23 protein-coding genes and 1 pseudogene are annotated in these 26,304 nt (G+C 75.3%); 8 read left to right on the forward strand and 16 right to left on the reverse strand.

The annotated features are described in order from the left end of the window. Window positions 1–30 precede the first annotated feature (30 nt). Window positions 31–1,224: a glycogen synthase gene (glgA, locus tag AVL61_RS14250; protein ID WP_058874990.1), complete on the reverse strand. Its 1,194-nt coding sequence runs from the start codon at window positions 1,222–1,224 to the stop codon at window positions 31–33. Window positions 1,225–1,436: 212 nt separating this feature from the next. Here glgA and glgC point away from each other — a divergent pair, with 212 nt between their 5' ends. From glgC to AVL61_RS14265, 3 genes are all read left to right on the forward strand, one after another. Beyond that, the gene (glgC, locus tag AVL61_RS14255; protein WP_058874991.1) at window positions 1,437–2,681 is read left to right on the forward strand and encodes a glucose-1-phosphate adenylyltransferase; all 1,245 of its coding nucleotides are present in this window, start codon (window positions 1,437–1,439) and stop codon (window positions 2,679–2,681) included. Window positions 2,682–3,039: 358 nt separating this feature from the next. Next, window positions 3,040–4,068, forward strand: coding sequence for a hypothetical protein (locus AVL61_RS18035; protein ID WP_157571449.1), 1,029 nt, complete (start codon window positions 3,040–3,042; stop codon window positions 4,066–4,068). 117 nt (window positions 4,069–4,185) lie between these two features. Further along, entirely contained in the window at window positions 4,186–4,887 is a 702-nt protein-coding gene (locus tag AVL61_RS14265) for a class E sortase (RefSeq protein WP_231738431.1), read from the forward strand. Here the strand turns inward: AVL61_RS14265 and AVL61_RS14270 are convergent. The 3 genes from AVL61_RS14270 to AVL61_RS14280 are packed head-to-tail and all read right to left on the reverse strand — an operon-like array spanning window position 4,871 to window position 8,306. Then, a complete protein-coding gene (locus tag AVL61_RS14270; protein WP_058874994.1) occupies window positions 4,871–5,725 on the reverse strand; it encodes a transglutaminase family protein in 855 nt (284 codons plus the stop codon). The genes AVL61_RS14265 and AVL61_RS14270 overlap by 17 nt on opposite strands. Further along, window positions 5,722–6,648, reverse strand: coding sequence for an alpha-E domain-containing protein (locus tag AVL61_RS14275; RefSeq protein ID WP_058874995.1), 927 nt, complete (start codon window positions 6,646–6,648; stop codon window positions 5,722–5,724). Before AVL61_RS14275 ends, AVL61_RS14270 begins: the two co-directional genes overlap by 4 nt. After that, entirely contained in the window at window positions 6,642–8,306 is a 1,665-nt protein-coding gene (locus AVL61_RS14280; protein ID WP_058874996.1) for a circularly permuted type 2 ATP-grasp protein, read from the reverse strand. The genes AVL61_RS14275 and AVL61_RS14280 overlap by 7 nt, the downstream gene beginning before the upstream one ends. Before the next feature lie 246 nt (window positions 8,307–8,552). Here AVL61_RS14280 and AVL61_RS14285 point away from each other — a divergent pair, with 246 nt between their 5' ends. Together AVL61_RS14285 and AVL61_RS14290 are read left to right on the forward strand one after the other, a co-directional pair. Next, complete coding sequence (locus tag AVL61_RS14285; RefSeq protein ID WP_058874997.1) at window positions 8,553–9,437, forward strand: glycosyltransferase family 2 protein; 885 nt, start codon at window positions 8,553–8,555, stop codon at window positions 9,435–9,437. Further along, window positions 9,434–10,360: a glycosyltransferase family 2 protein gene (locus AVL61_RS14290; RefSeq protein WP_197412721.1), complete on the forward strand. Its 927-nt coding sequence runs from the start codon at window positions 9,434–9,436 to the stop codon at window positions 10,358–10,360. Before AVL61_RS14285 ends, AVL61_RS14290 begins: the two co-directional genes overlap by 4 nt. Window positions 10,361–10,394: 34 nt before the next feature. On the opposite strand, the gene AVL61_RS14295 is transcribed toward AVL61_RS14290, so the two are convergent. From AVL61_RS14295 to AVL61_RS14335, 10 genes and pseudogenes are all read right to left on the reverse strand, one after another. Next, window positions 10,395–11,411, reverse strand: coding sequence for a UDP-glucuronic acid decarboxylase family protein (locus AVL61_RS14295; protein WP_058874998.1), 1,017 nt, complete (start codon window positions 11,409–11,411; stop codon window positions 10,395–10,397). Window positions 11,412–11,492: 81 nt separating this feature from the next. After that, window positions 11,493–12,515 (reverse strand): glycosyltransferase family 9 protein, encoded by a 1,023-nt coding sequence (locus AVL61_RS14300; RefSeq protein WP_231738425.1) that lies wholly within the window; start codon window positions 12,513–12,515, stop codon window positions 11,493–11,495. Continuing rightward, window positions 12,505–13,911: a PfkB family carbohydrate kinase gene (locus tag AVL61_RS14305; RefSeq protein WP_058874999.1), complete on the reverse strand. Its 1,407-nt coding sequence runs from the start codon at window positions 13,909–13,911 to the stop codon at window positions 12,505–12,507. The genes AVL61_RS14300 and AVL61_RS14305 overlap by 11 nt, the downstream gene beginning before the upstream one ends. Then, window positions 13,908–14,468: a D-sedoheptulose-7-phosphate isomerase gene (locus tag AVL61_RS18750; RefSeq protein WP_408669429.1), complete on the reverse strand. Its 561-nt coding sequence runs from the start codon at window positions 14,466–14,468 to the stop codon at window positions 13,908–13,910. The genes AVL61_RS14305 and AVL61_RS18750 overlap by 4 nt, the downstream gene beginning before the upstream one ends. 111 nt (window positions 14,469–14,579) lie before the next feature. Continuing rightward, a pseudogene (locus tag AVL61_RS18755) lies at window positions 14,580–15,758 on the reverse strand (glycosyltransferase); the annotation flags it as partial. Further along, window positions 15,755–16,714, reverse strand: a complete 960-nt coding sequence (locus AVL61_RS14315; RefSeq protein WP_058875001.1) for a glycosyltransferase — start codon at window positions 16,712–16,714, stop codon at window positions 15,755–15,757. The pseudogene AVL61_RS18755 and the gene AVL61_RS14315, both read right to left, overlap by 4 nt. Then, the gene (locus AVL61_RS14320) at window positions 16,702–17,805 is read right to left on the reverse strand and encodes a glycosyltransferase family 9 protein (RefSeq protein ID WP_058875002.1); all 1,104 of its coding nucleotides are present in this window, start codon (window positions 17,803–17,805) and stop codon (window positions 16,702–16,704) included. Before AVL61_RS14320 ends, AVL61_RS14315 begins: the two co-directional genes overlap by 13 nt. Before the next feature lie 2 nt (window positions 17,806–17,807). Beyond that, window positions 17,808–19,460: an HAD-IIIA family hydrolase gene (locus AVL61_RS14325; protein WP_082697181.1), complete on the reverse strand. Its 1,653-nt coding sequence runs from the start codon at window positions 19,458–19,460 to the stop codon at window positions 17,808–17,810. Next, window positions 19,457–21,094: a carbamoyltransferase family protein gene (locus AVL61_RS14330; protein WP_058875003.1), complete on the reverse strand. Its 1,638-nt coding sequence runs from the start codon at window positions 21,092–21,094 to the stop codon at window positions 19,457–19,459. The genes AVL61_RS14325 and AVL61_RS14330 overlap by 4 nt, the downstream gene beginning before the upstream one ends. Window positions 21,095–21,143: 49 nt before the next feature. Continuing rightward, window positions 21,144–22,127 carry a polysaccharide pyruvyl transferase family protein gene (locus tag AVL61_RS14335; RefSeq protein ID WP_082697182.1) on the reverse strand — a complete coding sequence of 328 codons (984 nt, stop codon included), beginning with the start codon at window positions 22,125–22,127 and terminating at the stop codon, window positions 21,144–21,146. Window positions 22,128–22,303: 176 nt separating this feature from the next. Here AVL61_RS14335 and AVL61_RS14340 point away from each other — a divergent pair, with 176 nt between their 5' ends. Further along, window positions 22,304–22,675, forward strand: a complete 372-nt coding sequence (locus AVL61_RS14340; protein ID WP_058875004.1) for a hypothetical protein — start codon at window positions 22,304–22,306, stop codon at window positions 22,673–22,675. Beyond that, complete coding sequence (locus AVL61_RS14345; RefSeq protein ID WP_058875005.1) at window positions 22,672–22,944, forward strand: hypothetical protein; 273 nt, start codon at window positions 22,672–22,674, stop codon at window positions 22,942–22,944. The genes AVL61_RS14340 and AVL61_RS14345 overlap by 4 nt, the downstream gene beginning before the upstream one ends. Before the next feature lie 12 nt (window positions 22,945–22,956). Here the strand turns inward: AVL61_RS14345 and AVL61_RS14350 are convergent, their stop codons facing one another. Further along, the gene (locus AVL61_RS14350; RefSeq protein ID WP_082697183.1) at window positions 22,957–23,259 is read right to left on the reverse strand and encodes a DUF2243 domain-containing protein; all 303 of its coding nucleotides are present in this window, start codon (window positions 23,257–23,259) and stop codon (window positions 22,957–22,959) included. 102 nt (window positions 23,260–23,361) lie between these two features. Here AVL61_RS14350 and pepN point away from each other — a divergent pair, with 102 nt between their 5' ends. Further along, window positions 23,362–25,986 (forward strand): aminopeptidase N, encoded by a 2,625-nt coding sequence (gene pepN, locus AVL61_RS14355; RefSeq protein ID WP_058875006.1) that lies wholly within the window; start codon window positions 23,362–23,364, stop codon window positions 25,984–25,986. Window positions 25,987–26,095: 109 nt separating this feature from the next. On the opposite strand, the gene AVL61_RS14360 is transcribed toward pepN, so the two are convergent. Further along, the gene (locus AVL61_RS14360) at window positions 26,096–26,299 is read right to left on the reverse strand and encodes a hypothetical protein (RefSeq protein ID WP_058875007.1); all 204 of its coding nucleotides are present in this window, start codon (window positions 26,297–26,299) and stop codon (window positions 26,096–26,098) included. Between the last annotated feature and the right edge of the window lie 5 nt (window positions 26,300–26,304).

Below are 26,304 nucleotides of genomic sequence, written 5' to 3' on the forward strand. Positions count from 1 at the left end.
GCCACGGCGGCCGGCAGCGCCGTGCGGGACTCACAGCACGGAGCGGTAGACCTCCACGGTCCGCTCGGCGATGGACTCCCACGCGAAGTGCTCCTCGGCGCGGCGCCGGCCGGCGGCGCCCATCGCCCGGGCGCGCTCCGGGTCGGAGACCACCTCGGTCAGCGCGGCCGCGAAGTCGGCCACGAACTTCTCCGGATCCACCGGCGTGCCGGTGCCGTCCTGGGCCTGCTCGATCTCGACCAGCCGCCCGGTCTCGCCGTCGACGACGACCTCCGGGATGCCGCCCGTGGCGGAGGCGACCACGGCGGTGCCGCAGGCCATGGCCTCGAGGTTGACGATCCCGAGCGGCTCGTAGACGGACGGGCAGGCGAACGCCGTGGCGCCGGAGAGGATCTGGACGATCTCGCGGCGCGGCAGCATCTTCTCGATGAGCACCACCCCGGACCGGGTGGCCCTGAGGTCGTCGATGAGCGCGTTGACCTCGGCGCCGAGCTCCGGGGTGTCGGCGGCGCCGGCGCACAGCACCAGCTGCACGTCCTCGGGCAGCCGGGCCGCGGCGCGGAGCAGGAACGGCACGCCCTTCTGCCGGGTGACGCGGCCCACGAACGCCACGGAGGGCCTGGCGGGGTCGATGCCGTAGGACTCGAGCACGTCGGTGTTCTCGTCGCGCACCCACTGGCTGACGTCGATGCCGTTGTGCACGGTCCGGACCCGGTCGGGGTCGACGTCCGGGTAGGACCGCAGGATGTCCTGGCGCATCCCGTCGGAGACGGCGATGATCGCCGCGGCCGACTCGTAGGCGGTCTTCTCCACGAAGGAGGACACCGCGTACCCGCCGCCGAGCTGCTCGGCCTTCCAGGGCCGCAGGGGCTCCAGGGAGTGGGCGGAGAGCACGTGCGGGATGCCGTGCATCAGCGATGCGAGGTGCCCGGCCATGTTGGCGTACCAGGTGTGGGAGTGCACCAGGTCGGCGCCGGCGATGTCGCCGACCATGGCGAGGTCCACCCCCAGCGTCTGGATCGCGGCGTTGGCGTCGGCCAGTTCCGCAGGCACGGGGTACGCCTGGACCTCGACGCCGTTGACCCGTGGTTCGCGCGGAGCGCCGAAGCACCGCACCCTCAGGTCGACGAGCGGGGCCAGGACCCGCGAGAGCTCGGACACGTGGACTCCGGCGCCGCCGTAGATCTCGGGCGGGAACTCCTTGGACAAGATATCTGCTCGCACGGTTCCGAGCGTACTGCAGGAACGCCCCGCCGCCACGGGGAATCTCCCGCAGGGGACGCCACGCCGTGCGCGGGGTGACACATCCCGACTCCTGTGTGGTCGGTCACCCCCCTTCGCGGCTGTTAAGACACAATGAAGGCGCCTGTCGAGTGGTTCCGCGCCGCGAGGCGGAGTTGTTGCGCCCGATTGCCGAAGAAGTCAGAGAGGTTCCCATGCCGCACCGTAAGAAGGTACTCGCGATCGTCCTGGCCGGAGGCGAGGGCAAGCGCCTGATGCCGCTCACCGAGGACCGTGCCAAGCCCGCGGTGCCCTTCGCGGGCGGCTACCGGCTCATCGACTTCGCGCTGTCCAACATCGTGAACTCGGGCTACCTCCAGGTCGTGGTGCTCACCCAGTACAAGTCCCACTCCCTGGACCAGCACGTCTCCCAGACCTGGCGCCTGTCCACCCAGCTGGGCAACTACGTGGCCACCGTCCCGGCCCAGCAGCGGCGGGGCAAGGAGTGGTTCCTGGGCTCCGCCAACGCCATCTTCCAGTCGATGAACCTCATCGACGACGCGAAGCCCGACATCGTGGTGGTGGTCGGCGCCGACCACGTGTACCGGATGGACTTCTCGGCGATGGTCGACTTCCACATCGAGTCCGGGGCCCGCGCCACCGTGGCCGGCGTGCGCCAGCCGATGGAGATGGTCACGTCCTTCGGCGTGATCGAGACGGACCCCGACGACGTCACGAGGATCACCCGGTTCGTCGAGAAGCCCGAGAGCACCGCACCCCTCCCGGACGACCCCAACGCGTTCTTCGCGTCGATGGGCAACTACGTCTTCGACACCGACGCGCTCATCGAGGCCCTGCGGGCCGACGAGTCGAAGGAGGGCACCAGCCACGACATGGGCGGCGACATCATGCCCTGGTTCGCGGACCGCGGCGAGGCGGCCGTCTACGACTTCACGAACAACGACGTCCCGGGCTCCACCGAGCGGGACCGGCAGTACTGGCGGGACGTCGGCACCCTGGACTCGTACTACGACTCCCACATGGACCTGATCCGCCCGCTGCCGGTGTTCAACCTGTACAACTACGCGTGGCCGCTCTACACGCACGAGATCCAGGCGCCGCCGGCCAAGCTGGTGCGCGGCCCGCGGGGCGAGGGCGGGATCGCCACGGACTCGATCCTCTCCCGCGGGGTGCTCGTCACGGGCGGGCGCGTGAGCGAGTCGATCCTCTCCCCCAAGGTCCTCGTGCACAACGACGCCACCGTCAACCAGTCCATCCTGCTGCCCAACGTGGAGGTCGGCGAGGGCGCCGTCGTGGAGCGGTGCATCCTCGACAAGAACGTGGTGGTGCCCCCCGGCGTGAAGGTCGGCGTGGACGCGGAGCAGGACCGGGCCCGGGGCCTGACCGTAACCCCGTCCGGCCTGACGGTCGCCCCGAAGAACTTCCGCTTCGAGAACTGACCGCTCCGGCCCCCGAAAGCCGGCGTCCGACGGCGTCACCGCACCGCGTCCCCCGTGGTGCGGTGACGCCGTCTCTTCGCGGCCCCGTCACATCCCGGGCGCCGAGAGCACCGAGGCCGCACACTTCCGGGGACACGGCCCGCACCAGCGGACCAGAACGAGGGACAGGAATCGATCCCGGTCCGGGCGCCCGGATCCACCGGAACGGCGTTCCCCCAGGTCAGAGGCATAGCATCCGCCATCGACAGCACGGGGGACAGTGCAGATCCGAGGCACTTCTGCCTACATGCAATGTCATGTGATTTCCCTACGGTGAGAACCGATCCAGAACACCGTCTCTCACCCCTCGGAGATCACCATGAACCCCTCCCTCCGCCGAGCGCTGCTCGTCGCCCCCACTGCCACCGCCCTGACCTTCTGCGGCTTCACGGGTGCTCTTGCCACCGATCTGGGCCCCGGACCCGGACAGCAGATCGTACCGGCCTCCGCCACCGCAGCGCCGGCCCCGTGGACGACGACGGCTGCGGGCAACGGCGGACACGGGAACGGCGGCCAGGGCTCCGACGGCGCCGACCCCGGTGAAGGACACCACGGCACCGACGGGCACGGTTCCGACGGCACTGCCCCCGGTACCGACCACGAAGGCGCAGACGGACAGGGCAACGACGGCCAGGACAACGGTGGAGCGACCCCTGACGACGGAGGCCACGGCAACAACGGCCAGGGCAACGACGGCGCCACTCCCGGCAACGGCGACAACGGCAACGGCAACGGCACCCAAGGCAACGACGGCACCGACCCCGGTGAAGGACACCACGGCACCGACGGGCACGGTTCCGACGGCACTGCCCCCGGTACCGGCCATGAGGGCTCAGACGGACAGGGCAACGACGGACAGGGCAACGGTGGCCAGGGCTCAGAAGGTGCCACGCCCGTCAGCGGCACCGACGGACCCGTGTCTGCGCCCGTCCCGCCGGACCGGGATGCCCTCCCAGCGCCGACCCTCCTCGCCCCATCACCGGCCCCCACGTCTCCCGGCGTCGAGGACTCCGACCCCCGGGCGCCGAGGCCGGTGCACCCTGTCGTGCCGGCGGACGCGGACCTGCGTCCGGCCGGCTCGGTCCGTGCCCACGTGGCCCTGCCGGCGCACCAGGAGACCGCCGACGACCGACCCCCGGCCGCACCGGGCGTCCCGGCCGCAGCCACCGCCGCCGCGAGCTCGCCGGCGACCGGTCTCGCGCTGTCCGTCTCCGACCCGGTCCGGGTTCCGCCTGCCCAGCCGGACTCCTTGGCCTACACGGGCGTGCCCGGTGGCGTGCTGCCGGCGGGTGTGCTCGGCGCGCTGCTCCTCGTGCTGGGTGCGGCCCTGCGCCGCAGGCGGGCCTGAGGCGGCACCGTGCCGTCGATCCCGGACACCGCCCTCCGCGGTCCGGACTCACGCGTCCGGACCGCAGGCCTCCGTGCCGCGGGAGGACGTCGCCGCGGCGCAGGACCGGTGGTGCTGATGGCCTTGGGGCTGGCGCTGCTGCTCGTGCCGGTGTGGCATCTGTGGGGGACGGACCTCGTGGCCGCACAGGCCCAGGAACGGGCGGTGGTGGCGATGAGCGACCGGCTCGAGCAGGCGGGCTCCGCCCCCGGGACGGAGGCCGGCGGCGGCGGAGCAGGGACGCCTCCGGTGACGGCGCGGCCACCGTACGGGCAGCTGATCGGCCTCGTCTACGTCCCGCGGTTCGGTGACGACTACGCCCGGCCCCTGGCGGAGGGAACGGACCCCGGCGTGCTCGACACCCTGGGACTGGGGCACTACCCGTCCACCGCGTTGCCGGGCGAACCCGGCAACTTCGCGATCGCCGGCCACCGGCAGTCCAAGGGGAAGGCGCTCGACCTGGTGCACACCCTGCGGCCGGGCGACCGCATCCACGTACGCACGGTCGAGGCCTACTACACGTACTCCTACCGGAGCGGCGAGGTGGTGGCCCCGGACGAGACACGTGTCCTGGCCCCCGCTGCCGGTGCCGGGAGCCGGATCCTCACGCTCACCACGTGCTACCCGCGCTGGGGAGCCACCGAGCGCTTCGTCGGCCGCGCCGAGCTGACGTCCTGGCGCCCGGCGTCCGCCGGCCCTCCGGCCGAGATCGCCGCGGCGGTGGCCGGGGACCGGGTCCGAGGGGAGCCCGCCGGGCACCGCCTCAGGCGGTCTGGGTGACCTCGACCTGGACCTGCAGCCCCGAGGTGCCCCCACCCCCGGTGACCATGCCCTTCAGCGGGGTGACGTCGGTGTAGTCGCGGCCGCGGGCCACCGTGACGTGGAAGTCGGTGAGCTGCGTGTGGTTGGTGGGGTCGTAGGCGTACCACCGGTCGTTCCACCACTCGACCCACGCGTGGGACTCCCCCGGCACGGTCGTGCCGATGCCCGCCTCGTAGTCCGGGTGCAGGTAGCCGGAGACGTAGCGGGCGGGGATGCCGATGTGCCGCATCATGCCGAGGGCCACGTGCGCGAGGTCCTGGCACACGCCCTTGGCCTCCCGCCAGGCGGCCTCCGCGTCCGTGTGGACGCCGGTGACCCCCGGGACGTACTGCATGTGCGTGGCGATGCCGCGGAAGATCGCGGCGGCCGCCGCCGCCGGATCGGCCGCCTCGCGGCGGATCTCCTCGGCGATCCTCTCGAGCTCGGGCCCCAGCCGGGTGAGCGGGGTCTGCGGCACGAAGTCGGAGACCGCGTCCAGGACCTCGGGGGTGGCCAGCTCCGCCCAGCTCAGCCCGTCCGCGACCTCGTCGCCGGGGCGCCGGTGCACCTCCACCGTGGCCGAGGAGCGGACCTCCAGGTGCCGGTGCCGGCCCTGGATGTCGAAGGCCGCGACCCGGGTGCCCCAGTAGTCCCGGTAGTTGCTGACCGTGGCGATCCCCGGGCTCAGCGCGAGCTCCGCCTCGAGCACGACCTGCTCGTCGTCCGTGAGGGGGGTCATCCGGGCCTCGTTGTAGGACTTGGAGACGTTGTCGTTGTAGTCGTAGCGGGTGACGTGGTCGATCTTGAGCCGGGTCACAGCATGCCTCCGAACCAGGACGCCTCGACGGCGTGCGAGAAGTACTTGGTGCTCACGGCCTCCGACGCGTTGGCGCACGCGGCCTGGACGTTGTTCAGGTGCTCGGGCAGCACCGCGATGAGGTCCAGCGCGTGGTGGAACTCCAGGGACGTGCGGGCCTCGCCGATGATGCGGCGGGCGTCGTCCTTGAAGCCGACCCGCTGCAGGCCGGGCTCCAGGCCCACGAGGATCTCCTCCGCCGTGGTGAGCGCGTGCAGGATGGAGCGCGGGAAGAGCCGGTCCAGGAGCAGGAACTCGGTCGCGGACTCGTCGCTGAACGTGCCGTACCGGGTGCGCAGGAAGGCCTCGTACCCGCCGGCGCAGTGCAGGATCGACACCCACGACATGCCGGACGTGGACGTCGACCGGGTCCACAGCAGCCGGGACGTCATGTCGGCCCGCTCGATCGCCGCGCCCAGGGACAGGAACATCCAGGACTCGTCGTGGGACATGGTCATCTGGATCTGTCCCCGCACGGTCGCCATCCGCTCGATGGTCCAGTGGCAGACCCGGAAGGTGCCGACGACGTCGCGGCGGTGCTGGCCCAGTCCGTAGTAGGTGGAGTTCAGCGACTCCCACATGGCCGAGGACACGGTCTCCCGGGCGCGGCGGGCGTTCTCGCGGGCGGCGTGCAGGGAGCCCGAGATGGAGGTCAGGCAGTCCTTGTTCCACGCGAGCTCGTGGATCAGCGACCGGACGCTGTGGTCGCCGTCCCCGGGCTCCACGCCCATGACCGCCATGATGCGGCGCACCTCGGCCTCCTGCTCGCCCACGGGCAGCTGCGTGATGCGCTCCAGGTGCACGTCGAGGATCCGCGCCACCCCGTCGGCCCGTTCCACGTAGCGGCCGATCCAGAACAGGGACTCGGCAATACGGCTCAGCATGTGGGCCCCTCTCCGGTGCGGGTCGCGTCGGTGGCGAATGCGGTGGTGGACGCGGCCGTGCTCCCGGCGGTGCCGGGAGCAGCCACGGCCTGCTGCTGCTGTTGCTGCTGGCCGGTGTCGCCCTCGTCCTGCCAGGACGCGGAGACCGGCCACGTGTGCACCGAGGAGTCGACGTCCTGGGGCGGGGCCTGGCCGGGGTCGAGGTCCTGGGTCTGCGGCTGGCCGAGCACCCAGGTGTCCTTCGAGCCGCCGCCCTGCGAGGAGTTGACGATCAGCGAGCCCTTCTGCATGGCCACGCGGGTCAGCCCGCCGGGCAGCACGTAGACCTCGTCGCCGCTGTTCACCGCGAAGGGCCGGAGGTCCACGTGCCGGGGGCTGAACCCGCCCTCCGCGAAGGTGGGCACCGTGGACAGCTGCAGCACCGGCTGGGCGATCCACCCGCGCGGGTCCGCGAGCACCTTCGCCCGCAGCTCCTGGAGCTCCGCCTCGGTGGCCTGGGGGCCGATCACCAGCCCCTTGCCGCCGGAGCCGTCCACGGGCTTGACCACGAGCTCCTCCAGGTGCTCGAGGACGTACGCACGGGCCTCGTCCTCCTCCAGCCGGTAGGTGTCCACGTTGGGCAGCACCGGCTCCTCGTCGAGGTAGTACCGGATGAGGTCGGGGACGTAGGAGTAGGTGAGCTTGTCGTCGGCCACGCCGTTGCCGATCGCGTTGGCGATGGTCACGTTCCCGGCCCGTGCCGCGTTGACCAGCCCCGAGCAGCCCAGCGCGGAGTCCGAGCGGAAGTGCAGCGGGTCGACGAACTCGTCGTCGATGCGCTTGTAGATCACGTCCACGCGCTGCTCGCCGTCCGTGGTCCGCATGTAGACCTTGTCGCCGCGGACCACGAGGTCGCGGCCCTCCACGAGCTCCACCCCCATGAGCCCGGCCAGCAGGGTGTGCTCGAAGTAGGCCGAGTTGAACACCCCGGGGGTGAGGACCACCACCGTGGGGTCCTCCGCCGCCTCCGGGGCGGTCGCCCGCAGCGCCTTGTACAGGTGCCGGGGATAGGCCTCCACGGCGCGGATCGGCTGCGACATGAACGCCTCCGGCAGGCCCTTGGTCATGGCCCGCCGGTTCTCGATCACGTAGGAGACCCCGGAGGGCACGCGCACGTTGTCCTCGAGGACCCGGAACACGCCCGCCTGGTCCCGGACCACGTCGATGCCCGCCACGTGGATCCGCACCCCGCCCGGGGGCCGGAAGCCCCACACGGCCCGGTGGAAGTGGGCGGAGGAGGTGATCAGGGCCTTCGGCACGATGCCGTCGGCCACCACCCGTTGCTCCCCGTAGACGTCGTCGAGGAAGCACTCCAGGGCGCGGACCCGCTGCTTGACCCCGCGCTCGATGACGTCCCACTCACCGGCGGTGATCACCCGCGGCACGATGTCCAGCGGGAAGGGCCGCTCCTCCCCCGCGAAGTCGAAGGTCACCCCCCGGTCCAGGAAGGACCGGGCCATGGAGTCGGCGCGGGTGTTGACGTCGCTGAGCGAGAGGTCGTCCAGCACCCCGCCCACCTGGTCGTAGCCGGACCGGATCCGCTGGTCCGCCGTGAACATCTCGTCGTAGGCCGCCGCCACGGCCATGTCGGTGGCGTAGTTCTCGAACAGGTCGGACATGTCGGGCGATCACAGGCCTTTCGGGGTCGTGACGGGCAGGACGTGCTGTACGTGCAGTACGTGCAGTGTGGACGCGCCGTGTTTCGCAACGGTAACCCGGATGCCGAGGTCCCTCCCGATTGTGCCACGCGCGGTGCGCCGGACGGCGGGAGGACGTGCCCCTACGATGGGAGGGCGTGTCCGCCCGGAGGCGGGCACGCGGCCGCGTCCGCCACCGGGACACGGCGGACTCGACGGAAGGACGCGATGGACGCCCCGGACCCCCAGCACCGTGTCACGGTGGTCGTGGCCACCCGCAACCGCCGGGAGGAGCTCGTGGCGCACCTGGGCCGGCACGAGGGGCCCGTCGTCGTCGTGGACAACGCCTCCACGGACGGCTCCGCGGAGGCGGTGCGCGCCGCCCACCCCCGGGTGCAGGTGGTCGAGCTGCCCCGCAACGTCGGGGCCGTGGCCCGGACCGTGGGCGTCCGGATCGCCCGCACGCCCTACGTGGCCTTCGCCGACGACGACTCGTGGTGGGCGCCCGGGGCGCTCGCCCGCGCCGCGGCCGTCTTCGACGCCCACCCCCGGCTGGGCCTGGTCGCCGGGTCCATCGCCGTGGGCCCCGAGGAGCGCCCGGATCCGCTCAACGCCGTGCTCGCGGCGTCCCCGCTGGGCATCCCGACCGGCTCGCCCGGCCCGGCGCTGCTCGGCTTCGTGGGCTGCGGGGCGATCGTGCGGCGCTCGGCGTTCCTGGCGGCCGGCGGCTTCGACGACGTCGTGCGCTTCCCCGGTGAGGAGGAGCGCCTCGCCCTCGACCTGTTCGACGCCGGGTGGCGGCTGTCCTACGTCCCGGAGATCCGCGCCCACCACCACCCCTCGCCGCGGCGGGGCTCGGACGGCCGCCGGCAGGCCGAGCTGGTCCGCAGCCGCCTGCTGACCGCGCTGATGCGCCGTCCCCTGCGGGTGGTGGCGCACGAGGCGCTGGGCGCCCTGCGCGGGGGCCGCACCGGGCGCCGCGGGCTGCTCGGCGCCCTCCCCCGCGTGCCGGCCGCGCTGCGTGCCCGGCACCGGGTGTCCCCGACCACGGAGGCCGCGCTCGCGCTGCTGCACGGCCCCACCGACCCCACCGCACCCGAGGAGAGCCCGTGACCGACACCGCTTCCACCCCCGCGTCCGCCCCCGACGGGCGCGTGGCGGTCGTGATGATCACCCACAACCGCCGGGACGAGGCCCTGCTGGCGCTGGCCCGGCTGCGGGAGCTCCCCGAACGACCGCACGTGGTGGTCGTCGACAACGGCTCCGCGGACGGCACCGCGGACGCGGTCCGGGAGCACCACCCCTGGGCGGAGCTCGTCGCGAGCCCCGTCAACCTCGGCGCCGTGGGCCGCAACGTGGCGCTGGAGCGCGTGGACACGCCGTTCGTGGCCTTCTGCGACGACGACACGTGGTGGGAGCCCGGGTCACTGCGCCGGGCGGCCGACGCGCTGGAGGCCCACCCGCGGCTGGGCGTGGTCACGGGGAAGATCCTGGTGGAGCCCGGGTCCCGGGAGGACGCGATCAACGCGGAGCTGCTGCACTCGCCCGTCGAGGGCCCCGCCTGGATGCCCGGACCCGCCCTGGGCAGCTTCCTGGCGGGGGCGTCCGTGGTCCGCCGGACCGCGTTCCTCGAGGTGGGCGGGTTCAGCGAGCGGCTGTGGCTCGGCGGGGAGGAGGAGCTGCTGGCCGCGGATCTCGCGACCGCGGGCTGGGAGCTCGTGCACCTGCCCGACGTGGTGGTCCACCACCAGGCCTCCACGGTCCGGGACCCGCACCTGCGGCGCCGGCACGGGCTGCGCAACACGCTGTGGTTCATCTGGCTGCGCCGGCCGCTGCGCGCGGCCCTGCGCCGGACCCGGGACGTGGTCGGCGCGGCCCCCCGGGACCGGGTCACGGCCCTGGCCCTGCTCGACGCCCTGCGCGGGGCGCCGTGGGTGCTGCGCGAGCGGCGCCCCCTGCCCGAGCACGTCGAGCGGCGGTTCCTGGCCCTGGAGGAGTCGCAGCGCAGCAGCGCCGCCCGGCGCTACGTCAGCTGACCGGACCGCCGCGGCCGGCGCCGCGGCGGTCCGGTCAGCGGGAGCGCACGGCGGCGCCCGGCTGTGGCAGGCCCGCCCCCTCGCGGAACCACTCGACCGTGTGCGCCAGCCCCTCCGTCCACGGGACCTCCGGGGCCCAGCCGAGGACCTCGGTCGCGAGCGTGGTGTCCGGGCGGCGCACCATGGGGTCGTCGACGGGACGCTCGACGAACTCCAGGCCCGAGGAGGAGCCGGTCGCCGCGATGACGTCGCGGGCGATCTGCAGCACGGACAGCTCGTGCGGGTTGCCGATGTTCATGGGGCCGCTGTGCCCGCTGCCGGCCAGGGCCAGGATGCCGCGGACGAGGTCGGAGACGTAGCAGACGGAGCGGGTCTGGGCACCGTCCCCGGCCACGGTGAGCGGCTCCCCCGCCAGGGCCTGGCGGATGAACGTGGGGATCGCACGGCCGTCGAAGGGCCGCATCCGGGGGCCGAAGGTGTTGAAGATCCGCACGATCGCGGTGTCCACCCCGTGCTCGGCGCGGTAGGCGACGGTCAGGGCCTCGGCGAAGCGCTTGGCCTCGTCGTAGACCCCCCGCGGGCCCACCGGGTTGACGTGGCCCCAGTAGCTCTCGGGCTGCGGGTGGACCTGCGGGTCGCCGTACACCTCGGACGTGGAGGCGAGCACGAACCGGGCCCCCTTGTCCTTGGCGAGCCCCAGGGCGTGGTGGGTGCCGATCGAGCCGACCTTCAGGGTGTGGATGGGCAGCTTCAGGTAGTCGATCGGGGACGCCGGGGACGCGAAGTGCAGCACGAGGTCCACGTCCCCGGGCACGTGCACGTAGTCGGTGACGTCGCACTGGACGAGCCGGAACCCAGGGTCCCCCACGAGGTGCTCGATGTTGGCCGCGGAGCCCGTGAGGAAGTTGTCGAGGCAGACCACCTCCACCTCCCGGCGGCGCAGCTCGGTGCACAGGTGGCTGCCCAGGAAGCCGGCCCCGCCGGTGACGACGGCGCGGCGGATCGGACGGGCGGCGCCCGCGGTGGCGGTCGCGTCGGTCGTGGGGTTCACGGTGCTCCTCTGGGTCGAAGGACGGGGATCGGTGGGCAGGTCTCGGGAGACTGGAAGGACGAGGCCGTGGCCGTGCGGGCGTCAGGGGCGGGAGGCGTCCAGCTGGGCCCGGGCCGCGGTCAGCACCTCCGCCGGGGTGACGGCGGCGAGCCGGGCGTCGAGGCGGTCCGCGTGGGGGTCGCCCCAGGCCCGGGCGGCCGGGTCGCCGTGCCACAGCACGGTGTGCAGACCGGGGTCCACGGCGGGCCCCCACCACGAGGGCGGCGTGGGACCGAAGAGCACGACGGAGCGCACGGCCAGGGCGGTGGCCACGTGGGCCACGCCGGTGTCGGCGCTGAGCACCACGGCGGCCGCACCGACGGTGCGGGCCAGGCCGTCCAGGTCCAGCGCACCGCACCGGTTCTCCGCGGCGTCGATCCCGGCCACGACGGCGGCGGCGAGCTCCGCCTCGGCCGGGGAGCCGGTCACCACGATCCGGTGCCCGTCCGCGGCCAGGGCCGCGGCGACCTCCCGCCAGCGCTCGGCGGGCCAGCGCCGTGCGGCGGAGGCGGCGCCCGGGTGGATCAGCACGGGAGCGTCCCCGGGGGCCGGCCGGTGGGCGCGCAGGCGCAGGTCCTCGGGGCCGCACGGTCCACCGGCCCCGGTGACCAGGCGGCACCAGCGGTGCACCTCGTGCTCGTCCCGCCGCCACGGCGGGCCGTCGTGGCCGGCCTCCGGCGCGGCGAAGCCGACGAGCCGCTCGGGCCGGGAGGCCAGGAGCAGCTCGTGGCTGCGCGGCCCGCGCCCGTGCAGGTTCACGGCCACGTGGCCGCCGGCGGTGGACGGCAGCGGCACCAGCCCGGGGACCGGGAGCACGCCGTCGACCACGCCGAGCCCGGCCAGCCACGCACCCACCGCGGACGGCGCCGCGAGCACGAGCCGGTGCCCGGGCAGCATCCGGCGCACACCCCGCAGCGGGGCCACGGCGGTCAGGGCATCCCCGAGCCCGAGCGCCCGCAGCACGAGCACGTCGCCCGGGCCGACCGTCACGGGGTCCACGGTCCACCGGTCCGGCTCCGTCCCGGCGGGAGGAGCGGCCGCGGCGGTGGCCGGCTCAGCGCTCACGGCCGGCCTTCTGCAGGATCGCGGTGGTCGAGCGTCCCGACAGGTAGGGCAGGACCGTGACGCGCCCGCCCCAGCCGCGCACGTCGACGGCCTCGGGCAGCTGCTCGGGGGTGTAGTCCCCGCCCTTGACCCACACGTCGGGGCGCAGGAGGTTGAGGGCCGCGCGGGGGTCGTCCTCGTCGAAGAGGACGACGGCGTCGACGCTGCGCAGGGCGCCCAGCACCCGGGCGCGGTCGGCCTCGCCGACCACCGGCCGGCCCGGGCCCTTGAGCCGGCGCACGGAGGCGTCCGAGTTCAGCAGCACCACCAGGGCGTCGCCGAGCCGCCGCGCGGCGTCGAGGGAGGCGATGTGCCCGGCGTGCAGGACGTCGAAGCACCCTCCGGTGGCCACGACGGTCCCGCCGCGGCCGCGCACCTCGCCCAGCAGCTCCTGCACCTCGCGGGGCAGCCGCTCGGCGCCCGGGTGCAGGACCGGGCGGGCGTGCACGCCGGCGGCGCGGCGCGTGCGCCAGGTGGCCGCCCCGCCGGCGGCGACCCACTGCCCCGCGGCCTCGACGGCGGTCTCCACGGCGGCCGTCACGTCGGTGCCGCCGCCGAGGGCGAGGACCGCCGCGGACGCGAACCGGTCCCCGGCCCCGCAGGGGTCGGTGTTCTGCACGGGCGCGGCGGGAACCCGCTCGGTGCCGGTGGTCGTGGCCAGGTAGGCGCCGTCCGCGCCGGCCGTGACGGCCACGGCCCGGGCGTCCCAGTGTCGGCGCAGCGCGCCGGCGAGCTCGCGGGGGGACGCGGGGCCCTCGAGGGCGGCCGCCGCCTCGGCGGCGTTCGGGGTGACGAGCGTGCACCCGGGCACCGGGGGCCCCCCGCGGGGGTGGGGGTCCCACACCACCACACCGGTGCGGGCGTGCTCCTCGAGCGCGGCGCGCACGGCGGGATCGCGGGTGACGCCTCCCCCGTAGTCGGAGACCAGCACGGCGTCCGCGCCGGCGAGGACCGCGGCCACGTGCGCGGCGGAGACGCCCACCGGGGTGCCGGGCCCGCCCTCGTCCACGCGCACCAGGGTCTGGCCCGAGCTGCGGATCCGCGTCTTGGTGCGGGTCCCGCCCTCGTGGCCCAGCCGCTCCAGGGCGACCTCGCCGAGCGCGCCGGCCAGCTCCCGGCCGGCGTCGTCGTCCGCGGCCGGGGCCAGGAGGGTCACGGCGACCGCCGCCGGACCGGCGCCGACGGACGGCGGGTCCGCGCACAGCAGCGCCGCCAGGCCCGCCCCGCCGGGACTGGCGAACACCGCGTCGACGTCCACCACGGGGACCGGCGCGTCGGGGCTCAGCCGGGTCGAGGTGCCCGAGACGTCCCGGTCCAGCAGGGCGTCGCCGACCACGACGACGTGCGGGGCGCTCATGCGGCCCCCGCCCGGACGGCCGTGCGGACGGGCGTGCCGGCCTCGACGGGCGCCGCGGGCCCGGCGGACGGGGCGAGCCGGGCGTCCACGGCGGCGCAGACCGCGTGCAGCAGCATGAGGTGGACCTCCTGGATCACCGAGGTGCTGGGCGCGGCCACGGTCAGGGACTCGTCCGCCCGCTCGGTCAGCGGGTTGGGGCCGGGACCGGTGAGCGCCCAGACATGCAGGCCGTGCTCCCGCGCCCGGTCCGCCGCGGCCAGGACGTTGGGGCTGCGCCCGCTGGTGGAGAGCACCACGAGCACGTCGCCGGGTCGGCCGTGGGCCTGGACCTGGCGGGCGAAGACCTCCTCCACGCCGTAGTCGTTGACGATGGCGGTCAGGCTCGAGGTCTCGGCGGACAGGCACACGGCGGACAGCGGCCGGCGGTCGTCGACGAAGCGGCCGACGAGCTCCGCGGTGAAGTGCTGGGCCTCCGCGGCGCTGCCGCCGTTGCCCACGGCGAGCACGCGCCCGCCGTCCGTGAGGAGCCCGGCGAGCCGGGCGCCCCACCGGTCCACGACGTCGGCGTGCTGGGCGGCGTCCCGGGCGGCGACGGCCAGCTCGTCCAGGTGGCTGCCGAGCCACTGCTCCGTCTGCCCGAGCAGCGGCGGGTGCTCCCGGCGGTGCCGGGCGACGACGCGGGCGTAGGAGCGCTCCGTCTCCTGGGCCACGCGCCGCCAGTCGAAGAGCCGCTCCACGCGCTCGCGCCCGGCGCGGCCCATGCGGGCCGCCAGCTCGGGGTCCCCGAGGAGGGTGCCGAGGGCGGCCGCGGTCGCCGGGACGTCCCGCGGGGGGACGTGCAGACCGGTCACGCCGTCCTCGATGCTGTCGAGCAGCCCGCCCACGGCGCTGCCCACCACGGGGCGGGCGCACGCCATCGCCTCGAGCGGGACCATGCCGAACGGCTCGTACCAGGGGGTGCAGGCGACGACGTCCGCGGTGGCGAGCAGCGCGGCGGCGTCGTCGTGGTCGACCCGGCCGCGGAGCTCGACCCGGTCCGCGACCCCGAGCTCCCGGGCCAGCGCCCGCAGGCGAAGGGCCTCGGGGTCGCGGTCCAGCTCGGCGCGGTCGGGCCCGCCCGCCACGACGAGCTCGGCGTCCGGCAGCTCGGCGAGGGCGCGCACGACGACGTCCACGCCCTTGCGCTCCACCAGTCGGCCGAGCGCCACGATCCGGGGCCGCCGCCCGCCGGCGGGCGGCGGGGCGGGGACGAAGGCGTCGAGGTCCACGCCGCACGGGACCACGTCGATCCGCGAGGGGTCGCCCCCGAGGGCCAGGAGCTCGGCCCGCTCGTCCCGGCACGTGGCCAGGACCAGGTCGGCCGCCGCGACCAGCTCGTTCTCGGCGGCGAGCCGGCCGGTGGGGCTGGTGTCGGCCGCGCCCTGGTGCCGGCGCTTGACGGCCCCGAGCGCGTGGAAGGTCTGCACCACCGGGATCTGCATCGTCCCGGCGGCCCGCCGGGCCGCGAGCCCGGACATCCAGAAGTGGGCGTGCACGAGGTCGGGGGCGCCGTCGCGGGCCCACTCGCGCGCGAGCCAGCGGCCGAACTCGTCCATGTACGGGGCGAGGTCGTCCTTGGGCAGGAGGCTCGGGGGTCCCGCGGGGACGTGGACCACCCGGGCCCGGGGGGCGAGCTCGACCACGTCGGGGAGCCCGGCGTCGTCGCGGCGGGTGTAGACCACCACGTCGTGGCCCAGCCGGGCGAGCCCCTCGGCCAGGGCGGCCACGTAGACGTTCTGCCCCCCGGCGTCGACCCCGCCGAGCGCGGCCAGGGGGCTGGCGTGCTCGGAGACCATTGCGATTCTCATGCTGTCACCTTCTCCAGGACGCGGTCCCACTCCGCGAGGAAGCGGTCCGCACCGTAGTGTCTCAGGGCGTGCTCGCGGGCGGCGGTGCCCGCGGCGGACGCCGCGTCGGGGTCGTTCAGCCAGTGCCGGGCCCGGGCGGCGAGCTCCTCCGGATCGTTGGAGAGCAGCCCCGCCCCGGGCGGCACCGCCCGCGGCGCCTCGGTGGTGGAGAGCCCGAGCACCGGCATCCCGATGGTCATCGCCTCCAGCAGCGCGAGCCCCAGGCTCGTCCACCGGTAGGGGTGGAAGTAGGCCCGGTGCCCGCCGAGGGCCGCGTGCAGCTTCTCCTGAGGATAGTTCTCGTGCAACCGCCCGGCCATGTGGGGGGCGTGCTCCGCCAGCCGGTCCATCCCCATGCCGTAGACGTCCACGGGCAGCTCCTCGGCCAGGGCGGTCAGCAGGTCGGTGCCGGCGACCCGCCCGCGCCGCACGGGCTCGTTGACCACGGCGGCCAGGCTCGCGGTGCGCCCGGTGTAGAGGGGGCCGGGGTCCAGGACGCCGTGCTCCACGACCTCGGTGGGCGCGAGCCCGTTGTCCCACATCAGGCGGTTGAAGTGCGTCACGTGCACCACGGGCACGTCGGAGCGCTCGGCCAGGGGGTGGCGGGTGGCCACGGCGGGCCCGCGGGGGGTGTCGTGCTCCACGTAGACCGCCGGGACGTCGGTCCCCGCCCGGCGCCCGGTCCACCGCTCGAGCAGCTCGAGCTCGTGGGGGCGCTGCAGGAGGACCACGTCGAACTCGTCGTCCGCCAGCTCCTCGGGCGTGCGCTCCACGGCGGCGGCCGGCCAGTCCCAGGTCTCGGCGCGGCCCCGGCCGTCGGGGCCGCGGTCGGGCAGCACGGGCAGCAGGTAGGTGTGGGGACCGTGCACGAACGATGTCGTCCACGACCCGTGGACGTGCCAGGTCAGGATGCGCACCCGGGTCCTCCTTGCGGTTCGGGAACAGTGGCGGGGATGCCCCGGGCCCCGGCCGTCAGCTCCTCGACGGCGGCGAGGACCGCGGCCGGGGAGACGGAGCTCAAACACGGGTGGCCGGGCACGGGGCAGTCGCGCGCGCGGGAGCCGCGGCACGCCGCGCCCTGGTCCCCGAGCAGCACGAGGGGCACGCCGTAGGGCGCCCACCGCTCGGGCGGCACCACCGGGGAGAACAGGCAGACGACCGGGGTGCCCACGGCGGCGGCGAGGTGCGCGGGACCGGTGTTGCCCACGACGACGCACGCGGCGGCGTCCAGCACGGCGGCCAGGCCCGGCAGGTCCGTCCGGCCGGCGAGGTCCAGCACCGTGCCCCCGGGCGCCGCGGCCTGGGCCGCGGCGCGGGTCGCGGCGGTGAGCTCGCGCTCCCCCGGCCCGCCCGTGAGGACGACGGCGCGCCCGGCGTCCGTGAGCCCCGCCGCGAGGGACCCGGCGTGCTCGGCGGTGAGCCCGCGCGAGGGGACGGAGGCGCCCGGGTGCAGGACCACCCAGCCCGGTGGCAGTGCCGCCACCTCCGCGGGCACGGGCGGGAGCGGGCGGCGCACGGCCAGGCGCAGCTGCTGCTCCGCGGGCCGCGGGGCGCCGGCGGCGACCGCGACCTCCACGGCCGCCTCGACCTCGTGGCCGCCGCCGGGCGGGTCCGCGCGGCGGTGCCGGACGTCCAGCAGCGATCCGGGATAGTCCTCGCTGGTGGCCACGACCCGCTCGATCCCGGCGAGCCGGGCCAGCAGGGCCATGGGCAGGGAGCTCTGGTGGAAGGAGGTGAAGACCACGGCGAGGTCGTAGCCGCGGGCGGCGAGGTCGTCGACCAGGGCCTCGGTCGCCTCCCGGTCCACGGGCGGGGGGCTGAAGCCCGACCACGGCGCCGAGTACTCGAGGACCTCCGCCACGTCCGGCAGCAGCCGGGCGGCGGCGGCCCCCGCCGGGGAGGCCAGCAGGTCCACGGGGTTCCCCGTCCGGGCCAGGGCCCGGACCGCGGGCCCGGTCAGCAGGACGTCCCCGTCCGAGTCGAGGCGGACGGCCAGGGTGCGTCCCACGCTCAGCCCCGGGCCCCGGCCGCCGCGGCCGGTGCCGGGCGGGCGGCGGGGCGGGCCTCCGTCCCCGCACCGGCGCCGGGGGCCAGCACGGCGGCGACGGCCTCGCGCAGGGTCCCGGCCACGGCCGGGGCCGCCGCGACCTCCTCCTCGCGGGTCACCGGGGTGGGGACCAGGACGCTGCCCGCGCCGGCCGCCTGGGCGGCCTCGACGTCGGCGCCGATGTCGCCGATCAGCACGCACTCGGACGGGTCCACCCCGAGCTCCGCGGCGGCCGCGAGCACCATCCCGGGCCGGGGCTTGCGGCACGCGCAGTCCTGCTCCGGGGCGTGCGGGCACAGCTGCCAGGTGTCGAAGGGGCCGAGGAGCTCGGTCACCCGGGCGTTGACGGCGTCGACCTGCGCGCGGGTCAGCAGGCCGCGGCCGATCCCGGACTGGTTGGACACCACGCCCACCCGCAGGCCGGCCGCGCGCACGGCGTCGACGGCCTCCCGGGCCCCGGGGACGAGCTCGACCGCGTCCGGGTCGCCGTTGTAGGGGACGTCGTGGACCAGGGTGCCGTCCCGGTCGAAGAGCACTGCGCGCACCGGAACGGGCCAGGGCCCGGTGCCCCGGTGCCGCCACCAGCCCCGGGCCTTGTGCCGCACGGCGGCCACCGGGATGGCGACGCTGGTGCGGAGCATGCGGCCGAGCTCGGGCCGGAACTCGGGGTCGCCCGGGCGGGGACCGGGGACCGTGCGCAGGAGCACGAACCGCCCGGTCAGCCAGCCCCACGCCGCGGCCCCGGCGCCGGCCGCGGCCAGCGCGGCGCGCCGCGCGGGCCGGTGGCCCAGGACCGTGGCGGTGAGCGCCGCGCCGGCACCCGCACCCGCAGTGCCCAGGGCGGCGACCGTCGCGGCGTGCCACCGGAAGCCGCCCGGCGGGGCCTCGGCCGCGCGGCGCCAGTCCGGCCCGTGCAGGCGGCGCATCAGGGCGTCGTCGGCGTTGCCGGCCTGCACGCGCAGGCTCACGAGGTCGTCGGCGGGACGCACGGGGTGGGTGATCCGGCGCTGCCCGCGCACCAGCTGCCATCCGGCCCGGCGCACGCGCAGCGCGAGGTCGGCGTCCTCCCGGTAGGCCCGCGGGAAGCGCTCGTCGAAGCCGCCGACGGCCTCGAGGGCGGCGACACGGTAGGCCATGTCCGCGGTCGCCCAGTCGGCGTCCTCGAGGGACGCGGTGTTGCGCTCCCAGTCGGTGGGCCGGCGGTGGCCCGGCAGGGGGACGTCGATCCGGCCCTGGGTCGCGCCGACCTCGGGCCCGCAGGCGGCGAGGTCCTCGGCGAGGCGCTGGGCCCAGCCGGCGGGCAGCTCCACGTCGTCGTCGAGGAAGGCGATCCACTCCGCCCCGGAGCGGCGGGCGGCGCGCCAGCCGCGGTTGCGCGCGGCGGCCGGGCCGCGGCCGTGGCCCCGGACGGTGCGCACGGTCCAGGCCACGCTGTCCGGCACGCTGGGCCGCAGGGGCTCCACGTCGCCGGGCCGGTCGTCGACCACGACGACCTCGAGCGGGCCGGGGTGGTCCGCGTCGACGTCCTGGGCGGAGAGCGTGTCCAGGAGCCACTGGAGGGTCGGCCGCCCCACGGAGGGGACGACGACGGCGTAGGTCCCGGGCGCGGCCGTCACTGGGCCTCCTGGAAGAAGGCGGCGCGGCGGACCAGGTGCGGGCCGAGCACGAGCGCGGCCACCGGGGCGGAGCCGAAGAGCTCGAGGGCGTCGCGCGGGTCGTCGACCATGGGCCGCCCGGCGGTGTTGAGCGAGGTGTTGACGACGACGGGCACGCCGGTGCGCTCGTCGAAGGCGCGCAGCAGCGCGGCGATCCCGGCGTTGTCCTCGTCGGTGACCGTCTGGATCCGGGCGGTGCCGTCCACGTGGGTCACGGTGGGGATCCGCTCGCGCCACTCGGGGGCCACGTCGTGGACGAAGAGCATGAAGGGACTGGGCAGGGGGCCGCCGCTGAAGATCTCCGCGGCGCGCTCCTCGAGGACCATGGGCGCCACCGGCCGGAACTGCTCGCGGCCCTTGACGTCGTTGAGCCGCTCGAGGTTCTCGGCGCGCATCGGATTGGCGATCAGGGAGCGGCGGCCCAGGGCCCGGGGGCCGAACTCGCTGCGGCCGTCGAACCAGGCGATCACGCCGTCGTCCGCGAGGATGTCGGCGACCTCGCCGGCGAGGTCCGCCGGGGTGCTGAAGGGCACCTGCGCGGTCCTCAGCCACTGCGCGAGCTCCTCGCCGGACCAGCTGCGGCCGAGGGCCGCGGTGGGCTGGGGAGCGCCGAGGTCCCCGGCCTCCTGGGCCAGGTGCAGGGCGGCGCCGAGCGCGGTCCCGGAGTCCCCGGAGGCGGGCTGGACCCAGACCTCCTCGAACGGCGTCTCGCGCCAGATCCTGGAGTTCGCCACGCAGTTCAGCGCCGTGCCGCCGGCCATCGTGAGGACCGTGTCCCCGGTCTGCTCGTGCAGCCAGGTGGCCAGGTCCACCAGGACCTCCTCGACCACGGCCTGGACCGAGGCGGCGAGGTCGGCGTGGTCGCCGCCCCACGTGCCGTCGTCGATCCGGCGGGGCGCGAAGCGGGTCCAGTCGGGCGCCTGGGCGCAGAAGCCGCCGTCGCCCTTGGCGCGGACGATCTCGCGCAGCTCGGGCAGGAAGCGGGGCCGCCCGTAGGAGGCCAGGGCCATGACCTTGAACTCGTCGCTCGAGCGCAGGAAGCCCAGGTGGTCGGTGAGGGACTCGTAGAGCAGGCCGAGGGACTCGGGCAGCGCCTGGCGGTGCAGGATCTCCAGCTCGCCGTCCCGGTACCGGCCGGCCAGGTGCGAGTGCGCCTCGCCCCGGCCGTCGACCACCAGGACGCTGCTCGTGCGGGCGGGGGCGGCGAGGCCGGCAGAGGCGGCGTGGGCCACGTGGTGCTCGACGAAGCGGACCTTCTCCCGGTCCAGCCCGGGCAGGGCCTCGGCGAGGAACCCGGGGGCCCGCCGGGCGTAGTCCACGCGCACCGGGTCGTACGGGTCGTCCGGCATCTCGGCGGCGATGGCGGGGTCGAAGGAGTAGCCCACGGCGTCGAGGTCGGCCGGCGTCAGCCCGGCCTCGGCGAGGCACCAGCGCATCGCCTGCTCGGGCAGCTCCCAGGCCGAGAACGGCACGGGACGCTTGCCGTGCTTGCGGCGGGAGAAACGCTCCTCCTCCGCCGCTGCCACCACTCTGCCGTCCACGACGAGAGCCGCCGCGGGGTCGTGAAAAATCGCGTTGACGCCCAGGTAGTTCATGGATCGGAGTATGGCACAAAATGATCAGGCGGCTGACATAGGGCCTGCGTCAGCGCCGCTGCGAGCCCGCCGCCCCGACCGCCGGCAGCTCCGCGCCGAGCTCGCGGTCGAACTCGTCGTCGGCGTTCCGGCCCGGTTCCCCGGACAGGTCCGCGAGGAGGTCCTGGAGGAGCTCGTCGAGCTGCTCGAAACCGCTCGGGGTCATCGTGGCCCGCGCCCCGGCCGCCGTGCGCCCGGCCGGCGACAGGCACCAGCGCAGCTGCTCGTCGAGCCGGGCGGGGTCGAGCTCGTCGGCGCCGACCACGGCCGGCCAGTCCCAGGCCCGCGCCTGGGCCGTGACCTTCCCGCCGCCCGCGACGGGGTCGACGGCGAGCGCGGGCACGCCGGCCCGCAGCGCCAGGACGAGGCCGTGCATGCGCATGGTCACCACGGTGTCGAGCCGGGCGATGACCGAGCCGGCCTGGGCCGCGGTGGCGGGCAGCCGCCAGTCCCGCGGGTCCAGCCGGGTGTCCAGCGGCAGCCGGGCGGCGTCGAGCCGGCCCAGCCACTCCTCCAGCCCCGCCCGGACGTCGTCGTGCCGGCGGCGGGCACCGTACTCGTGCTGCCCGGAGGTGAGGTAGACGCCCAGGACGGGCACGAGCCCGGGCACGGCCCGTGCCGCCAGGTCCCGGTGGGCACCGGCACCGGGGCGGTCCCGGGCGATGACGCGGTGGAACCCGGCGGTCACGGGGTCCCGGGGGTCGAGGACGCTGACCCCGACCGCGATCCGGCGGCAGTGGGCGAAGCGCTCGTGCAGCCCGGCGATCGAGCGCCCGGTCGCCGGGCCGCACACGAACAGCAGGTGGGTGTAGTCGGCGGGCTCGGCGTCGTCGAGCCGCAGCCCCCCGGGCGGGCACATGACGGCGCTCCACGCGACGTCGTGCGGGACGCCCGCCGTGCCGAGGGCGTCGGCGACGGCGTCCATGGCGAGGACGTCGCCGGCCGTCGCCTCGCCGTGCAGGACGCTGGACCAACCGACCACGAGAATGCGCATGGCTCCGACGCTACCGGGCGCACCGGCGCCCGCGGTCCCTCAGCGGGCCGGCTGTGGGCACACTCACGTCCGTAACGACTCGGCACAGCGTCTGGTGACCCACGTCACGGGCATCTACCATCGACAGCACGGGTCGAGCAGCCGGCCGTGACGTCCTGTCGTGGAAGGACCCCTCCATGGACCACTCCCTGTCCGTCGTCGTGCAGATCGAGCTGGACACCCGGTGCGTGCGCCTGGTGGTCACCGGCGATCTCACCGAGCACAACCACCGCACCCTGACCCCGCTGGTCGGCCGAGCCCGCGCGCTGTTCCCGGACGCGGCCGTCGCCGTGGACCTCACGGGGGCCCAGCACGTGGACCCGGAGGGCCTGGACCTCCTGCGGTGGTCCCTCGAGCAGAGTTCCGTGCCGGAGCCCGGAGGCTCCGTCCGGATCCTCACCCGGCCGGTGCCGTTCGGTCTCGCCGAGGCGTCCCGCCCGGCGGTCCGTGCGCAGGTCCCGGCCCCCGCGCCGCGGCACGGCGCCGGGGCGGAGGGGGTGGCGGCATGAGCGGCGTCGACACCGTCCCGTCCCCGGCCGGCACCGGTGCCGGGAGGTCCCCGGACTGCGAGACGTGCCTGGGCCCGGACTGCGACTTCCCCGCGGAGCTCTCCGCGCTGCCCCTCGTGGAGCTGCAGGTCCTGCACAGCAGGGTCGTGTGCCAGCTCGAGCACGAGTACCTGGTCAACGCCGACGGCCCCCACCCCGTCACCCAGGACCGGCACGAGGAGCTCGTGGCGGAGCTCGAGGCCCGCCGGGACGCCGCGTCCGGGGCGTGACCTGCGGTCCACTCAGGCGGTCGACCGGGCGGGCCGGGAGCGGCGGAGCCGGAGGAGGCCCCCGCTCCAGCAACGCCAGGACACGGTGCCCCGGCGCCGGACGTCGGCGAGCAGGAAGAGGAAGCCCACGGTGGTGAACCAGCCGAAGGCGTGGAAGACCCCGTCCGAGGCGAGGGCGACCCCGGTGGTGGACAGGTCGTAGAAGTGGTGCCAGTGCAGGAGGAGGTGGAAGACTGCGAGGTCCACCACGGAGGCGGCGATCCCCGCCCCCAGCAGGGTGCCCGCGAGCAGCGTCCGGCGGTCCTGGTCGGCCATGCGGATGTCCTCCGGTGCGCTCGGGCGGGCTCGCGGTCCAGCCTACGGCGGGCCGGTCCCCTGTCCAGGGCCCGGGGGCGGGGCGGGTGGTTCAATGGCACGGTGCGCAACGACAACCTGACCCGCAGCGAGACCGCCGACCGTTCCCAGCTCGTCGCCGTGGAGAGCTACGACGTCCTGCTGGACCTGTCCACCGCGCCGGACCCGGAGGCGGACTCGTTCCGGTCCGTGACCACCGTGCGCTTCAGCGCGGAGGAGGGCGCCCAGACGTTCCTGGACTTCATCGCCCACTCCGTGGAGTCGGTGACGGTCAACGGCCGGGAGCTGGACCCGGACGACGTCGTCGAGGGCGCGCGGATCCGCCTCCCGTCCCTCGAGACCAGCAACGAGGTCTCGGTGGCCGGGCGGGGCCGGTACTCCCGCTCCGGCGAGGGGATGCACCGGTTCGTGGATCCCGCCGACGGTCGGGTCTACCTGTACACCCAGTACGAGCCGGCGGACGCCCGCCGGGTCTTCGCGAACTTCGAGCAGCCGGACCTCAAGGCGTCGTTCCGGTTCACGGTTCTCGCCCCGGAGGGCTGGCAGGTCTCCTCCAACGGGGTGCGGATGGCGGTCTCCCCCGCCCCGGAGGCCGAGCGGGCCGGGTCCGTGCGCCACGAGTTCGCCCCCACGGAGCGGATCTCCACGTACATCACCACGGTGCTGGCCGGCCCGTACCACCGGGTCGCCGGCGAGTGGCGGCACTCCTTCGAGGACGGCAGCCGGATGTCCGTGCCGCTGGCCCTGTACTGCCGGGCCTCGCTGGCCGAGCACCTGGACGCGGCCACCGGCGCCCCCGAGCTGTTCGACCTCACCCGCCAGGGCCTGACGTTCTTCACCGAGCTGTTCGGCTACCCGTACCCGTTCGGGAAGTACGAGCAGGCGTTCGTGCCCGAGTACAACCTCGGGGCCATGGAGAACCCCGGGCTGGTGACCTTCACCGAGGAGTACCTGTTCCCGGACGGGGCCACCCGGGCCCAGTACCAGGGACGGGCCAACACCCTCATGCACGAGATGTCCCACATGTGGTTCGGGGACCTGGTGACCATGACGTGGTGGGACGACCTGTGGCTCAAGGAGTCCTTCGCGGAGTTCATGGGCGCCCACGCCTCCGTGCAGGCCACGGACTTCGAGGAGGCGTGGATCGCCTTCGCGGACCGCCGGAAGGCCTGGGCCTACCGGCAGGACCAGCTGCCCACCACCCACCCCGTGGTCGCCGACGTCCAGGACCTCGAGGCCGCCCGGCAGAACTTCGACGGCATCACCTACGCCAAGGGCGCCGCGGTGCTCAAGCAGCTCGTCGCGTTCGTGGGCTACGAGCCGTTCGTCGACGCGTGCCGCTCCTACTTCCGCCGGCACGCCTACGGCTCCACGACCCTCGAGGACTTCCTGGCCGTGCTCGAGGAGGCCTCCGGGCGGGACGTGCGCGGCTGGGCCGAGTCCTGGCTCGCCACCTCCGGCGTCTCCACGCTGACCCTGGACCTCGCCCGGGACGACGACGGCACCGTGACCTTCGCCGCGCTGCTCCAGGACCCCGGACCCGGGGTGCTGCGCCCGCACCGGCTGCTGCTCGGCGGCTACGAGCGCGGGCCCGGCGACGTCCTGGTGCGCACCGGCACGGTCAGCGTGGACCTGCCCGCCGAGGCGTCCGTGGAGGTCCCCGAGCTCGTGGGCTCCACCGCTCCCCTGCTGGTGGTCAACGACGAGGACCTCACCTACGCCAAGACCCGCCTGGACCCGCTCTCGCTCACCACGGCCCTGAGCTCCCTGTCCTCCGTGGAGGACGACATGGCCCGCGCCCAGCTGTGGTCCGGGCTGTGGAACGCCACCCGGGACGCCGAGCTCGACCCCGGGGACTGGGTGGGCGCCGTCCTGGACCACGGCTTCGCCGAGCCGCGGACCGGGATGTTCAGCACCGCCGTGGACCACGCCGTGGAGGCCGTCGAGCGCTTCACCCCCACCGCCCGCCGGGCCCGGCTGCGGGGGCGGCTGCTCGACGCCGCCGTCCGGGAGCTGCGCCGCGCCGACCCCGGCAGCGACCGGCAGCTGGCCCTCGCCCGGCTCACCGCCCGCACGGCCCGCCGCGACGGCAGCCACGCCGGCTGGCTGCGCGACCTCCTCGGCGGGCGGGACGCGCTGCCCGGGCTGCGGCTGGGCCCGGAGCTGCGCTGGGCGCTGTGGACGGCGCTCGCGGCCACCGGCCACGGCGAGGACCCGGAGCTGGAGGCCGCCCTGGAGCGGGAGCACGCCGGCGACCGGACCCGCACGGGGCAGGTCGGCTGGGCCCGCGCCCGGGCCGCCCGCCCGCTGCCCGGGGCCAAGGCCGCGGCCTGGGAGGCGATCACCGGTGACGAGCTGTCCAACGACCTGCTGACCGCCACGATCGAGGGCTTCCGGCTGGGCCCGGCCGAACTGGTGGAGCCCTACCGCGAGCGGTACTTCGGCATGCTGGAGGAGGTCTGGGCGCACCGGTCCATCGGGATGGCCACCCGCATCGTGGCCGGCCTCTACCCCGGCGGGGCCGACCTCGAACCGGGCCACGACCCCGGGCACCACCCCGTGCTCGCCCGCACGGAGCTGTGGCTGAACAGCCACGCCGGAGCGCCCGCGGCCCTGCGCCGGATCCTGGTCGAGGAGCGGGACCACCTGCTGCGGGCGCTGCGGGCGCAGGCGGCGGCGCGGCCCTGACCCCTCGCCGACACCCCCGCGCCGGGGCCCCGGGCAACGGCGATCCCCCCGGTGGGCACCGGGGGGATCGCGAGCGTCTGGGGGTCCGGCGGTTCCGGGCCGGCCGGGATCAGGCGGCGGGGCGCCCCGAGCGGCGCAGCACGCGGTCGACGGCGCGCTGGGCGTCCTCGTTGGACTTGAAGACCCGCCGGTCGAGGCTCTGGCCGAGCGACATCGACGAGTTGCCCAGCTGCAGCAGGTTCACCTTGGAGTCGTTGCGGTGCTCGCGGCGCGGCTGGGGCGCCTGCGGACCGGTCCGGGCGTCATAGGCCATGGTGG

The organism is Kocuria rosea subsp. polaris (genome assembly GCF_001483755.1).
Lineage (GTDB): Bacteria > Actinomycetota > Actinomycetes > Actinomycetales > Micrococcaceae > Kocuria > Kocuria cellulosilytica.

Coding starts and splice junctions, on each gene's coding strand:
- AVL61_RS14350 (WP_082697183.1), bottom strand. CDS start 23,259: ATGGCCGACCAGGACCGCCGGACGCTGCTCGCGGGCACCCTGCTGGGG.
- AVL61_RS18035 (WP_157571449.1), top strand. CDS start 3,040: ATGAACCCCTCCCTCCGCCGAGCGCTGCTCGTCGCCCCCACTGCCACC.
- AVL61_RS14345 (WP_058875005.1), top strand. CDS start 22,672: ATGAGCGGCGTCGACACCGTCCCGTCCCCGGCCGGCACCGGTGCCGGG.
- AVL61_RS14340 (WP_058875004.1), top strand. CDS start 22,304: ATGGACCACTCCCTGTCCGTCGTCGTGCAGATCGAGCTGGACACCCGG.
- AVL61_RS14265 (WP_231738431.1), top strand. CDS start 4,186: ATGGCCTTGGGGCTGGCGCTGCTGCTCGTGCCGGTGTGGCATCTGTGG.
- AVL61_RS14285 (WP_058874997.1), top strand. CDS start 8,553: ATGGACGCCCCGGACCCCCAGCACCGTGTCACGGTGGTCGTGGCCACC.
- AVL61_RS14280 (WP_058874996.1), bottom strand. CDS start 8,306: ATGTCCGACCTGTTCGAGAACTACGCCACCGACATGGCCGTGGCGGCG.
- AVL61_RS14330 (WP_058875003.1), bottom strand. CDS start 21,094: ATGAACTACCTGGGCGTCAACGCGATTTTTCACGACCCCGCGGCGGCT.
- AVL61_RS14305 (WP_058874999.1), bottom strand. CDS start 13,911: ATGAGCGCCCCGCACGTCGTCGTGGTCGGCGACGCCCTGCTGGACCGG.
- AVL61_RS14275 (WP_058874995.1), bottom strand. CDS start 6,648: ATGCTGAGCCGTATTGCCGAGTCCCTGTTCTGGATCGGCCGCTACGTG.
- AVL61_RS14335 (WP_082697182.1), bottom strand. CDS start 22,127: ATGCGCATTCTCGTGGTCGGTTGGTCCAGCGTCCTGCACGGCGAGGCG.
- AVL61_RS14360 (WP_058875007.1), bottom strand. CDS start 26,299: ATGGCCTATGACGCCCGGACCGGTCCGCAGGCGCCCCAGCCGCGCCGC.
- glgC (WP_058874991.1), top strand. CDS start 1,437: ATGCCGCACCGTAAGAAGGTACTCGCGATCGTCCTGGCCGGAGGCGAG.